Source organism: Diplocloster agilis (genome assembly GCF_019042275.1).
GTDB classification, from domain to species: domain Bacteria; phylum Bacillota; class Clostridia; order Lachnospirales; family Lachnospiraceae; genus Diplocloster; species Diplocloster agilis.
Genome location: NZ_JAHQCW010000040.1, coordinates 26,009 through 39,253 on the forward strand (window position 1 = coordinate 26,009; position 13,245 = coordinate 39,253).

Genomic DNA, 13,245 nt, shown 5'->3' on the forward strand with positions numbered 1-13,245 from the left:
GTGTGAAGAATGGCAGCGAGAAAGAAGCAGACAACAACTTACCAAAGAAGAAATTACATAGAAGGAAATACCGTCAGAAAACTGGAGGTACTGCCGAACCGGCAGGAGACACAGGCGCCAAGGAAAAAGACCGGGGTAAGTACGCTTCGAAACAGGGAAAAGGCCCTGCATATGAACCCGGGGTATGTTCTTTTCCTGTCCGTTGCCACGATACTGGTGCTGGCCACCTGCGTGAATTATCTGAAACTGCAGTCCACGCTTGCGGGGCAGCTCAACGAGATATCCTCGCTGGAGACACAGCTGAATTCGTTGAAGGCGGAAAATGATGCGGAATATAACCGGGTGACGGCGTCGGTGGATCTGGAGCACGTCAAGGATGTAGCCATGAATGAACTGGGTATGGTCTACGCGACGCAGGATCAGGTCCGGCTGTACAATGACAAGAGCAGCGATTATGTGAAGCAGTACGAGGAACTGCCGGAAGAGGAAAACACCATTAAAAACATATTAAAAAAATAAAAGCAGGTGGATTTTGTGGCGAATAATAAAAAGAAAGATAAAAAATTCACCCGCACAATGCAGAAAAAGCTGGTAGTACTATTTGCCGGCATCATTGTGGTATTCATCGGGCTGAATGTCCGGATTGCCCAGATAAACGCAAAGAGCGGTGATGAATATACAAAGAGCGTATTATCCCAGCAGGAGTATACAAGTACCGTGCTGCCCTACCGGCGCGGAGATATCGTAGACCGGAAGGGGACCGTGCTGGCCACCAGCGAACGGGTATTCAATGTAATATTAGATACGAAACAGCTGCTGGCCACAAAAGACGAAGCACACATTAACAAAGTGATTTCGAGTCTGGTATCCTGTTTCCAGCTGGATGAGGCCCAGATCAGACAATATATTTCTGAAAATCCCGACAACGCATACTATATTCTCAAGAAGCAGCTGACCAAAGACGACAAAGACGCGTTTGAAGATCTGTTCCGGGAAAAGAAGGACGATAAAACCAAGGCAGCGGACAAAAAGGACGCAGATGATACAAAAGCTGACGAACCGAAAGACAGCGAAGCCGAAGACGGGGCAGCTGTTGCGGATGCGGATACCGATACCGAAGTCCCGGAAGAGGAGGAAGAAGAGGTGTCTTCCGTATCCATCAAGGGCGTGTGGTTTGAAAAAGATTATGTGCGCAAATATCCTTACGGATCCCTTGCGGCGGATGAAATCGGCTTTACCTCCAGCGGAAACGTGGGAAACGGCGGTATGGAAGGCTATTATAATTCCACGTTAAACGGCATCAACGGGCGTGAATACGGTTATCTCAATGATGAACTGGAGCTGGAGCGCACGGTGAAAGAGGCCATCGACGGCAATACGCTGGTTTCGACACTGGACGTCAATATCCAGTCGATTGTCGAAAAATATATCAGGGAATTCAATGAGGCCCACAGGGATGAAGCAAGACCGGGAGACGGCAGTAAGCTGACCGCGGTCATGATGATGAACCCGAATACCGGGGAGGTACTGGCTATGGCCAGCACGCCGGAGTGGGATCTGAATAATCCAAGGGATCTGACGCCCTTTTACTCGGAAGAAGAGATCGCGGCCATGGACGATGAGACCAGGATGGACGCTTTGAATAAGATCTGGAGAAACTTCTGCATCAGCGATACTTACGAGCCGGGTTCAACCTCCAAGCCGTTCACGATCGCTTCAGGTCTTGAGACCGGTAAATTAAACGGGAATGAGACCTTTGTCTGCGACGGGAAACAGGTGGTGCCGGGAGCACCGAAAGGAATCGCCTGTGTAAACAGATATGGACATGGGCTGCTGACCATCGAAGGCGCGATCAACGTATCCTGTAACGACGCCCTGATGCAGATGGCCGCTATCATCGGAACGGAAAACTTCTGCAGATACCAGGAAATTTTCGGTTTCGGACAAAAAACACGGATCGATCTGCCGGGAGAGGCAAATACTTCCGGTATGCTCTATACGGCGGATAAGATGAAACCGGTGGATCTGGCGACCAATTCCTTTGGACAGAATTATAATGTCACTATGATTCAGCAGATTTCGGCATTTTGTTCGGTAATCAATGGCGGTTATTACTATCAGCCCCATATGGTTTCCAGAATCTTGGACGCCAGTGGCGGGACGGTCCAGAATATAGATCCTATTTTGTTAAAACAGACGATATCGGAAAAAACGTCGGCCACACTGAAACAATATTTATACACCACAGTGTCCGGAGAAAAAGGAACGGCTAAGAAGGCGGCGGTACCGGGATATAAAGTAGGCGGAAAAACAGGAACCGCGGAAAAATATCCCCGTGAGGACCGGAATTTCCTGGTGTCTTACCTTGGATATGCGCCCTTTGATAAACCGCAGGTGGTCATCTATGTAGTGATCGACGAGCCGAACGTGGAGGAACAAAATCACGCCAGCTCTCTGGCCTGTGAGATGGCCAACGGTATTTTAAGCGAGGTTCTGCCCTATATGAACATATTCCCGACGGAAGAAATACCGGAGGATACGGCCCAGGACGGCCAGCAGGACCCGGCGTCACCCCAGACAGATCCCGGCGCGCAGGATGGCCAGGAGCCGCAGGATACAGGGACAGACGGCCAGAGCCCTGAGGAAGGCGGCCAGGATGGCCAGACCCCGGAAGACGGTCAGGATGGGGAAGGCGCGGACAGCCAGGCCCCGGAGGATGGCGGCCCGGAGGATGAGGAGGACGACGGAATCCCGTATTCCCCGCCGGACACGCAGCAGTCCCAGGAGCCAGACCAGAACCAGGTAGAAGAATAATTAAAATACATAACCTCATAAAAGTTGTAATAGATTATAGTAATAACTTTTATGAGGTTATATGATGTTAAGAAATAAGACCTATAACCGTAAAAAGATCCTGATCATCTTTATCTGCTGTTTTCTGGTGCTGGGAGCGCTGGCCGGAAGGCTGATCTATCTGATGCTGTTCCAATCGGAATATTATCAGGAACAGGCGGATGCGCTTCACGAAAGAGAGCGCAGTATAAAGGCGGCAAGGGGAAAAATTATAGATGCCAATGGCACCGTACTGGCTACAAACCGCACGGTGTGTACCATATCCGTTATCCACAGCCAGATCAAGGAACCGGAGGTAATTATTTCCAAACTTTCGGAAATCCTTGGAATGGATGAGGAGACGGTCCGCAAACGGGTGGAAAAAAACAGTTCCATTGAGCGGATCAAGACAAATGTGGACAAAGAAATCGGAGATGAAATCCGGAATTTAGGTTTAGCGGGCGTTAAAGTGGACGAAGATTTTAAGAGATATTATCCATACAGTACGCTGGCCTCAAAGGTGTTAGGATTCACCGGAAGCGACAACCAGGGAATCATCGGCCTGGAAGTAAAATATGAGGAATATTTAAAGGGAATCGATGGCACTATATTAACATTGACAGACGCCAGAGGAGTGGAGATCGCGGACGCCGGGGAAGACCGCATAGAGCCGGTGCCGGGAAACGATCTGTACATCAGTCTGGATTCCAATATACAAAAATACTGCGAGCAGGCAGCGCAGAAGGTGATGGAGCAAAAATCAGCCGACGCGGTTTCCGTTCTGGTCATGAATCCCCAGAATGGAGAGATCATGGCGATGGTAAATGTACCGGAGTTTGACCTGAACGATCCGTTTACCCTGAACACCAGTGTAGATACCACGGGAATGACAGAGGAACAAAAGCAGGACCTGCTGAATCAGATGTGGAGGAACCGATGTATTAACGATACATATGAACCCGGTTCCACCTTCAAAATCATTACGGCGGCTTCGGGACTGGAAGAGGGCGTGGTACATCTGGATGACCAGTTCTCCTGTCCGGGCTTTCGGGTTGTGGAAGACCGGAGAATCCGATGCCACAAAGCAGGCGGCCACGGGGGAGAAACCTTTGTCCAGGGTATCATGAATTCCTGTAACCCTGTGTTCATTGACGTGGGTTTAAGGCTCGGCGTAGACAATTTTTACAAATATTTCAATCAGTTGGGCCTCCTGTCTAAAACCGGAGTGGATCTTCCGGGGGAGGCGGCCACTATCATGCACAAAAAAGATAACGTAGGCCCTGTTGAACTGGCGACCATATCCTTTGGCCAGTCGTTTCAGATCACACCGATCCAGCTGGCCACCACGGTCAGCAGTATCATCAACGGCGGTACCCGCATCACCCCGCATCTGGGGGTGGAAGTGAAAAATACCGGCGGGGATCCGGTGAAAACCCTGACTTATCCGACCAAAGAGCACATCATTTCCGAGGAAACCTCTGAGACCATGCAGTATCTCCTGGAACAGGTGGTGAAAGAAGGTTCCGGTAACAAAGCCTATATCCCAGGTTATAAAATCGGCGGAAAGACAGCCACGTCCCAGACCCTGCCGCGAAGCGCTCACAAATACATCTCCTCATTTCTGGGCTTCGCTCCCGCGGACGATCCTCAGGTCCTGTGCCTGCTTATTATCAATAATCCGCAGGGGATCTATTACGGAGGAACCATCGCGGCTCCCATCGTAAAAGACATTTTCGGCAATATCCTGCCCTATATGGGCATCGAGCAGCGCTTTACCGAAGAGGAGACCCAGGAAAATAACATCGGTGAAATCACGATGCCGGACCTGATGGGAAAAACCAAAGAAGAGATGCAGGAAATCCTGAAGGAATTCGAGCTTGGCGTCTCCTGTATCGGAGAGGAAGGGACCGTAACGGATCAATTCCCCCTGGCCGGCGAGACCATCAGTAAGACCAGCAATGTTATCGTTTATCTGGAGTAGCCGGAACAGGCCCTGGGCGTCTTCGAAAAGAAGATGCTTGCGAAATCAGAAGAAAAGTTATATACTTGTGAAATTATGGAGAGGCTTGCGGTACATAGCATCTGATATGAGGTGCGCAGCAAAAGAAGTTAAGAGGTGTGAAGATGACGAATCATGTAGTTATGCCGGTTGTGATCGCTTTTTTGATCAGTGTGGCGCTGGGACCGATTATTATCCCGTTTTTGAGGCGTCTGAAGGTTGGGCAGACAGTAAGGGACGAAGGGCCAAAATCCCATTTAAAGAAGACCGGTACGCCTACGATGGGCGGATTGATTATATTGTCCAGCGTGGTTATAACGTCATTGATCTATATGAAAGACTATCCGATGATCATACCGATTTTGTTCGTGACGGTGGGTTTTGGAATTATCGGATTTCTGGATGATTATATTAAAGTGGTGCTCAGGAGGTCGGAAGGGCTGACGCCGATTCAGAAGTTTTTGGGCGAAGTGGTGGTGACCGGAGTCTTTGTCTTTTATTTGATTCGGTTTACGGATGTGCAGCTGACACTGCTGATTCCATTCTCGGACGGAAAATACTGGAATCTGGGGTGGCTTACGATCCCGTTTATGTTCTTTGTCATTATCGGCACGGTAAACGGAGTGAATTTTACGGACGGACTGGATGGGCTGGCTTCCAGCGTGACGGTTCTTGTGGCTACATTTTTTACGGTGGTGGCCGTAGGGACCCGCAGCGGCATTGAACCGATTACCTGCGCGGTTGCCGGCAGCCTTTTGGGATTTTTGCTCTTTAACGTGTATCCGGCCAGTGTGTTCATGGGGGATACGGGATCTTTGGCCTTGGGCGGTTTTGTGGCTGCCACGGCTTATGTGCTGCAGATGCCTTTGTTTATCGCGATAGTGGGATTTATTTATCTGGCGGAGGTCTGCTCGGTGATTATCCAGGTAGCGTATTTTAAGGTGACCGGCGGGAAACGGATCTTCCGGATGGCCCCGCTGCATCATCATTTTGAGCTGGGCGGCTGGTCGGAGACGAAAGTGGTGGCGGTATTTTCTGTGATTACGGCCCTTTTGTGCCTGGTCGGATTGATGGCGGTATCATAGTTGAGGAAAATAGGAATCAGTTTAAAATAGAATCGGAGGATAAGGACGATGGATTTGCAAGATCAGAAGGTACTGGTGATCGGGTGCGGAATCAGCGGAATGGGAGCCGCCAGGCTTTTAAGCCGCGCGAATGCCAATGTGATCCTGTACGACGAGAATGATAAGAGAGATGTGGAGGAAATACTTGGCGGACTGCCGGAGGGAACGAGGGCGGAAGTGATTCTGGGCGAGTGGTCCCGGATTCAGATCAGGGAGCTTAAGCTGGCGGTCATAAGTCCCGGCGTGCCGATGGATATCCCGATGGTGGAGCAGCTTAAGGAAAATGGAGTCCCGGTGTGGGGGGAAGTGGAACTGGCCTGGCAGATGGGACGCGGAAAAGTGCTGGCGATTACCGGAACCAATGGAAAAACGACCACCACCGCCCTGCTGGGTGAAATTGTAAAGAATGATACGGCGGAGTCTTTCGTCGTGGGCAATATCGGCACGGCTTATACGGAGGTGGCCGCCAAGACGACGGAGGATTCTGTGATCGTGGCGGAGATGAGCAGTTTTCAGCTGGAGGGAATCGTGGATTTTCACCCGGTGGTCAGCGCGATTCTGAATATATCACCGGATCATCTGAACCGGCATCACACCATGGAGAATTACATAAATGCGAAAAAACGGATCGCGCTGAATCAGACGGAAGCGGATACCTGCGTGCTGAATTATGAGGATGAGGTTACCAGAAAGTTCGGAGAGGAAATCCGTTCCAGGGCATTTTATTTCAGCAGTAAGCGGAAGCTGGCGCCGGGTGTTTATCTGAGTGATGATGTGGTTTATTATAACGATGGAGAGAAAGATGTTCCTATTTGCAACATTTTGGAATGTAATCTGCTGGGCCTGCATAATTATGAAAATATCATGGCGGCAGTCGCGTGCGCCGTGGCTTTTGGTATTCCGACGGATGTGATCCGAAAGACGGTGACAGAATTCCGCGCGGTGGAACACAGAATAGAGTTTGTTACAGAGAAAAACGGGGTGGTATATTATAACGACTCGAAAGGTACGAACCCGGATGCGGCGATCAAGGGCATTCAGGCCATGACCCGGCCCACCTGCCTGATCGGCGGAGGCTATGATAAGGATTCCTCCTATGAGGATTGGATCCGGGCTTTTGACGGAAAGGTGAAGCTTCTCGTACTGATTGGAGCGACCAGAGAGAAAATTGCGAAAGCAGCCAGGGGCTGCGGTTTTGAAGATATTGCATTTGCGGATACACTGGAAGAAGCAGTAAACATCTGTGCGACTGAGGCAGAACCCGGTGATGCGGTGTTGTTATCGCCTGCCTGTGCCAGCTGGGGGATGTTCACGAATTACGAAGAACGAGGCAAGAAGTTCAAAGAATATGTGAATAACCTATAGGAGTTGAGTGCATGGACCAGAATCGCAGTGACCATATGAAAACAAGGTATATGCCTTTAAAAGCAAGTCAAACTAAGGAAAACGCGAAACAGACGGGATATGTGGATTTGGGCTTATTATGTATCGTGTTGATCCTTGTGGGATTCGGGCTGGTCATGCTGTACAGCACAAGCGCGTATAATGGGCTGATCAAATTCCAGGACGCGGCGTATTATTTAAAGAAACAGCTGTTTGCCACGATTCTGGGTGTCGGTGTGATGATGGTAGTGGCAAATATCGATTACCATTTCTGGGAACGGTTTGCGGTTCTGGCGTATATCGTTTCCTTGATTCTGTCGGGTCTGGTGCTGGTTGTGGGAAGTGAGATCAACGGTTCGAAACGGTGGCTCGCATTGGGGCCGCTGTCTTTTCAGCCTTCGGAATACGCCAAGGTGGCGGTCATCCTGTTTCTGGCATTTCTGATCGTCAGAAATGTGAAGAAGATGGGGAAGATAAAGACCATGTTTTTGATAATGCTCTCCGTTCTTCCCATTGTGGGGCTTGTGGGTACCAACAACTTAAGCACCGCCATCATCATATTGGGAATCGCGGTTATTCTGATTTTTGTGGCCAGCCCGAAATATATGCAGTTTATCGGCATGGGCGCGCTGGGCGTCGGTTTCATCGCGATCTTCTTAAGCCTGGAATCCTACCGGCTGGAGCGTCTGGCGATCTGGAGAAACCCGGAAGCTTATGAGAAGGGCTATCAAACCCTTCAGGGGCTATATGCCATCGGTTCCGGCGGAGTGTTCGGCAGGGGGCTGGGAGAGAGCATGCAGAAGCTGGGCTTCGTTCCGGAAGCGCAGAATGATATGATCTTTTCCATCATCTGCGAGGAGCTGGGGCTGGTGGGGGCCGTGCTGGTGATCCTGCTGTTCCTGCTGCTGATCTGGCGCTTGATGGTGATCGCCGGAAATGCCACCGATCTGTTCGGGGCTTTGATTGTAACCGGTATTATGGGGCATATGGCCATACAGGTCATTTTGAATATCGCGGTAGTGACCAATACCATACCAAATACGGGAATCACCCTGCCGTTTATCAGTTACGGCGGCACATCCGTTTTGTTTCTGCTGGCGGAAATGGGGCTTGCTTTAAGCATCTCAAGCCAGGTAAAGGAAGTATCGCCTCCGAAGGCCTAAAGGCCGGTCTGTGGCCGCGGCAGGGCAAGGAGGACATTGATAAAGTAGTAACACAACTACGGAAACTGCATATGATGGAATATATGAGTAAAATAGTCTGGTAGTAAAACAGACTCTGGAGGAATTGCTAGTTGGACAGAATAGAAATTCTAGGCGGTCATCCATTGTATGGAGAAATTCGAATACAGGGGTCAAAGAATTCCGCATTACCCATCATTGCAGCAACGATCCTTCACAGGGGAGTCTGCGTCCTGCATAATTGCCCGAAAATCATCGACGTGCGTTATATGATTCAGATCCTTATAAGGATCGGCTGTGAGGCGCACTGGGAGGCGGATACGCTGGTCATCGACGCATCCGGCCTGGATTCCAGTGATATTCCGGCGGAATATGCGGAAAAGATGCGCTCATCCATCATGATGCTGGGAAGCCTTCTGGGAAGGACAAAGGAAGCGTCTATCCCTCATCCCGGCGGGTGTGTGATTGGAAAAAGGCCGATCGATCTTCATATCAGCGGCCTGTCCCGGATGGGAGTTGATTTCCGGGAATCTAAGATCCTGGAGGCAAAAGCACAGAAGATAACAGGCTGCCCGGTGGAACTTCCGTTTCCAAGTGTGGGAGCCACGGAGAATCTGATTCTGGCTGCGGTTTTGGCCGAAGGGGAGACGCGGATCAACGGTGCTGCGATGGAACCTGAGATATTCGAACTCTGCCGGTTTTTAAAAGCAATGGGAGCTGACATTCAAGGAGAAGGCTCGCCGGAGATCTGTATCCGGGGAGTAAAAGAGCTGCATGATGTGGAATATACGATCATTCCCGACCGCATCGTGGCAGGTACTTATCTGTGCGCGGCGGCAGCCACAAAGGGGCAGGTGCGCCTGCTGAATCCCCCCAAAGGGCAGCTGAACGCGTTGCTTACGATTATGAGGCAGATGGGAGCTGTGTGCAGACAGGAAGATGGAACCGTCGTGGTGGACGCCACGGAGGGGACCCATGGCGTCGCGTTGGTGGAGACCCAGCCGTATCCCGGCTTTCCCACCGATATGCAGTCACAGCTGATGGCGGCATTGGCTGTGGCCGACGGAAAAAGCACGATTAGAGAAATGATCTTTGAAGACCGTTTTAAAGCGGTGGACGGCCTGGTGAAGATGGGCGCTCATATTCAGATAAATGGAAAAGAGGCCGTCATCGAAGGAGTATCCGGGCTGGCCGGGACCACGGTGCAGGCGGAAGAACTGCGCGGAGGAGCTGCTCTGGTTATCGCGGGCTTATGCGCGCAGGGAATGACATATATTGAGAACAGGGTATTTATCGACCGGGGGTATGAGGATATCTGCCGGGATCTGAAAAAACTGGGAGGTAATATCCATAGCAGGGACAGTTGACCTGTATGCGCGAAAAACACGCGCAAATGGAGGAAAACAATGAAGGAAAATGCACAAAAGGGAAGGGTAAAAACAAAATGGATCATCATCCTGGTTTTCCTCTGCCTGGCAGCTGCTGCCGCAGCGGCAGCGGTTGGAATCTTCCATGTTACGGAGGTGGAGGTCCAAGGAAATGTACATTACACGGAAGAGGAAATTAAGGAATTGGTTATGGAGGGCCCATACAGTACAAATTCGCTGTATCTGATGTTTAAATATAAATATCTGGACACACAGCCAATTCCTTTTATAGATACCATAGAGATCACCATGCTTTCCCCCCACAAGGTCAGAATCAAAGTGTATGAGAAAAGTGTTGTGGGATATATCGAATATCTGGGCACGAACATGTACTTCGACAAAGACGGTGTCGTGGTGGAAAGTTCCGATCTGGTGATGGAAGAGGTACCGCTGATTACAGGCCTGTCTTTTGACAGCATCGTCCTGTACAAGAAACTGCCGGTGCGAAACCAAAAGGTCTTCCGTACCATCGTGGATCTGACCCAGATGCTGGACAAGCAGAATCTCAGGCCGGACCGGATTGAATTCACGGACGATATACAGATGAACCTGTATTTCGGCAGTATTGAGGTTTTGCTGGGTAAGGATGAAAATCTTTTTGACAAGATTGATGTCTTAAAAAGCGCCTTGCCAATCGCCCAGCAGGAGGAGATGGTGGGGATCATGCATATGGAGGAGGTAAGTGAAACACAAAGAGATATAAAATTTGAGCGTACAGAATGAAAAAAATCAAATCAAAATCAAATTGTAGGTTGATTATTCCATTAAAAGAATATATTATATAAGATAGTAAGTGCTAGGAATGCGAGCTAAAGGAGGAACTACCTTGTTAGAAATAATGACAAACGATGCGGAATCAACGGCCAGGATCATTATTGTAGGCGTAGGAGGCGCCGGCAACAATGCGGTCAATCGAATGATAGATGAAAAAATAGGCGGTGTGGAATTTGTAGGCGTGAATACGGACAAGCAGGCGCTGCAGCTTTGTAAGGCGCCCACTGCATTACAAATAGGAGAAAAGCTTACCAAGGGTCTGGGAGCCGGCGCACAGCCGGAGATCGGTGAGAAAGCAGCGGAAGAAAGCGCGGAGGAGATTAAGGACGTACTAAAGGGAGCGGATATGGTATTCGTCACCTGCGGTATGGGCGGCGGGACCGGAACCGGAGCCACTCCGATCATTGCCAAATGCGCCAAAGATATGGGAATCCTGACAGTCGGCGTCGTGACGAAACCGTTTCGTTTTGAAGCCAAGACTCGTATGAATAATGCGCTGGAGGGGATCGAAAAGCTTCAGCAAAATGTGGACACGCTGATCGTGATCCCCAATGATAAGCTTCTGGAGATCGTAGACCGCAGAACAACGATGCCGGATGCGCTCAAGAAAGCGGATGAAGTGTTACAGCAGGCCGTACAGGGTATTACGGACCTGATTAATCTGCCTGCCCTGATTAATCTGGATTTTGCCGATGTCCAGACGGTTATGGCGGACAAAGGCATTGCCCACATCGGTATCGGTAAGGCCAAGGGAGATGACAAGGCGATCGAGGCGGTTAAACAGGCCGTGGCCAGTCCTCTTCTGGAAACCACCATTACCGGTGCTTCCCATGTAATTATCAATATTTCCGGAGATATCACGCTGATGGATGCCAACGACGCTGCCAGCTATGTACAGGATATGACCGGAGAAGATACGAATATCATATTCGGCGCCATGTACGATGACAGTGTGACGGATGAAGCCAGCATTACGGTCATCGCTACCGGACTGCGCAATTCTTCCATCATTGGGCAGGGAGCGAATATTATGCCGAAGTTCTCCTATCAGCCGCCGAAGATGAATGTTCAGAATACCCAGACCGCGAATGCGGGTACGGTGAATACCAGAACGGCTATGCCGAAGGTACAGCCCACGGTAAATACCCAGCCGCTGCCCGGGCTTCAGATTCCCAAGCAGCCGGAGGTCAATACCAGAGAGTCCGGCATTAAGATTCCGGAGTTCCTGCAGAAGAATCGAAACAAATAAGAAGAAAGACCATCTGAAGCAGAAGATGGATGCTTTGTCTTGAAATGAATGACAGGGGTTGTTTTATGGCGTTCTTCCGCCATAGGACAACCTCTTTTTTTGATGTTCCCAGTTACCACTTTTAATCTGCTATTTTTTAATTTCTCGATCCTGTTTCCGTCGAATTACAGGAACTGTGTTCTTTTTCTTAAATACCCCAAAACAATTCAATTCATTTGCTCGAGGAACCGCTGATTCCGTCGAGTGAACACAAAAGCACGCCGTACCCGTCGAAAACCCCAGAAAGAAACTGCGAATCGACACCGTGTTTTTGACAAATTTTCGTGTGACCGGGTTTTATAATGAATATTGCTTAAGGCCGGAACAGCATCACAAAATCCGTAAGGGAAGGATGTGTGATCTTGTATTATGAGCTGTACATAGATGTTTATTTTCTCATCAATCTGGTTATGGATTATCTGCTTTTGCTGTTAGTGAGGAGTATTCTAAAAGGCTCTGCCACGCATCTTAGAATGCTTCTGGGAGGATTATTCGGAGCAGCCGGAGCCTGCGGCCTTCTGTTCCTGCCTGCGTCCTTTCTAATGGGCAAGGTGATATTGACCTATGGGATATTACCCGTATGTATGGTAAAAATCGGGCTTCAACTGAAGGGGAAGAAGCAGATGGTGAAAGGAACCGCGCTCTTTTATCTGGTCTCCTTTTTAACCGGCGGCGTTTACCAGTGGCTGTACGAGCATATCTCATCTAAAACCGGGTTCAGGACCTTTCTGTTTTTTTCAGCGGCCAGTTATGCATTGATTCAGACAGGAATGGGATTTTACCGGCATTTTATGGCCAAAAATGGAAATATTTATCCGGTAGTGCTGTTTTGGAAGGGAAAATGCTGTCACACCAAGGGGTTGCTGGACACGGGAAACAGCTTAAAAGACCCTGTCAGGAATAAGCCTGTTTGCATTATAGAATATGATGCTCTGAGTGAACTTATGACGACAGAAATGCGCAGACAGGTAGAAGACATGCTAAAGCTTCACGTGAGCGAAACACAGGAGTACGAACCGGGCGGGAATTTTTATTACATTCCCTATCATGCGGTGGGTAAGACCAATGGTCTGCTGCCGGGCTGCTCTATCGATTATCTGCGGATCGACCTGGATGGGGAAGCGAGAATAGTAAAAAAACCGGTGTTGGGAATCTGTGCCGAACAGGTTTCCTCACAAAAGAGGTATCAGATGATCTTACATCCACAGCTGCTGGAAGGATAAGAATCGTAAACGAG

10 protein-coding genes are annotated in these 13,245 nt (G+C 49.6%); all 10 read left to right on the top strand.

The window, feature by feature from the left end:
- Nucleotides 1-9 precede the first annotated feature (9 nt).
- The 10 genes from KTH89_RS19390 to KTH89_RS19435 all read left to right on the top strand — a co-directional run bounded on the left by KTH89_RS19390 (nt 10) and on the right by KTH89_RS19435 (nt 13,231).
- The gene (locus KTH89_RS19390; RefSeq protein WP_158344568.1) at nt 10-519 is read left to right on the top strand and encodes a cell division protein FtsL; all 510 of its coding nucleotides are present in this window, start codon (nt 10-12) and stop codon (nt 517-519) included.
- Nucleotides 520-534: 15 nt separating this feature from the next.
- A complete protein-coding gene (locus KTH89_RS19395; RefSeq protein ID WP_238722799.1) occupies nt 535-2,814 on the top strand; it encodes a penicillin-binding transpeptidase domain-containing protein in 2,280 nt (759 codons plus the stop codon).
- 64 nt (nt 2,815-2,878) lie between these two features.
- Nucleotides 2,879-4,813 (top strand): penicillin-binding transpeptidase domain-containing protein, encoded by a 1,935-nt coding sequence (locus KTH89_RS19400; protein ID WP_158344563.1) that lies wholly within the window; start codon nt 2,879-2,881, stop codon nt 4,811-4,813.
- Nucleotides 4,814-4,956: 143 nt separating this feature from the next.
- Nucleotides 4,957-5,916 carry a phospho-N-acetylmuramoyl-pentapeptide-transferase gene (gene mraY / locus KTH89_RS19405; protein ID WP_158344561.1) on the top strand — a complete coding sequence of 320 codons (960 nt, stop codon included), beginning with the start codon at nt 4,957-4,959 and terminating at the stop codon, nt 5,914-5,916.
- A 48-nt stretch (nt 5,917-5,964) separates the two neighbouring features.
- Nucleotides 5,965-7,320 (top strand): UDP-N-acetylmuramoyl-L-alanine--D-glutamate ligase, encoded by a 1,356-nt coding sequence (gene murD, locus KTH89_RS19410; RefSeq protein WP_238722800.1) that lies wholly within the window; start codon nt 5,965-5,967, stop codon nt 7,318-7,320.
- Between the two features lie 50 nt (nt 7,321-7,370).
- On the top strand, nt 7,371-8,501 hold the full coding sequence (locus tag KTH89_RS19415) for an FtsW/RodA/SpoVE family cell cycle protein (protein WP_238722815.1): 1,131 nt from the start codon (nt 7,371-7,373) through the stop codon (nt 8,499-8,501).
- Between the two features lie 131 nt (nt 8,502-8,632).
- Nucleotides 8,633-9,886, top strand: a complete 1,254-nt coding sequence (murA, locus tag KTH89_RS19420; protein ID WP_158344557.1) for a UDP-N-acetylglucosamine 1-carboxyvinyltransferase — start codon at nt 8,633-8,635, stop codon at nt 9,884-9,886.
- A 39-nt stretch (nt 9,887-9,925) separates the two neighbouring features.
- Nucleotides 9,926-10,669: a cell division protein FtsQ/DivIB gene (locus KTH89_RS19425; RefSeq protein WP_158344554.1), complete on the top strand. Its 744-nt coding sequence runs from the start codon at nt 9,926-9,928 to the stop codon at nt 10,667-10,669.
- Between the two features lie 103 nt (nt 10,670-10,772).
- Nucleotides 10,773-11,969: a cell division protein FtsZ gene (ftsZ, locus tag KTH89_RS19430; RefSeq protein ID WP_158344552.1), complete on the top strand. Its 1,197-nt coding sequence runs from the start codon at nt 10,773-10,775 to the stop codon at nt 11,967-11,969.
- A 401-nt stretch (nt 11,970-12,370) separates the two neighbouring features.
- Complete coding sequence (locus tag KTH89_RS19435; RefSeq protein WP_158344550.1) at nt 12,371-13,231, top strand: sigma-E processing peptidase SpoIIGA; 861 nt, start codon at nt 12,371-12,373, stop codon at nt 13,229-13,231.
- Nucleotides 13,232-13,245: the final 14 nt, after the last annotated feature.

Bases quoted from the DNA above. Each gene is read 5' to 3' on its own strand.
- murD (WP_238722800.1), top strand. From the start codon at position 5,965: ATGGATTTGCAAGATCAGAAGGTACTGGTGATCGGGTGCGGAATCAGC.
- KTH89_RS19400 (WP_158344563.1), top strand. From the start codon at position 2,879: ATGTTAAGAAATAAGACCTATAACCGTAAAAAGATCCTGATCATCTTT.
- KTH89_RS19390 (WP_158344568.1), top strand. From the start codon at position 10: ATGGCAGCGAGAAAGAAGCAGACAACAACTTACCAAAGAAGAAATTAC.
- KTH89_RS19415 (WP_238722815.1), top strand. From the start codon at position 7,371: ATGCCTTTAAAAGCAAGTCAAACTAAGGAAAACGCGAAACAGACGGGA.
- mraY (WP_158344561.1), top strand. From the start codon at position 4,957: ATGACGAATCATGTAGTTATGCCGGTTGTGATCGCTTTTTTGATCAGT.
- KTH89_RS19425 (WP_158344554.1), top strand. From the start codon at position 9,926: ATGAAGGAAAATGCACAAAAGGGAAGGGTAAAAACAAAATGGATCATC.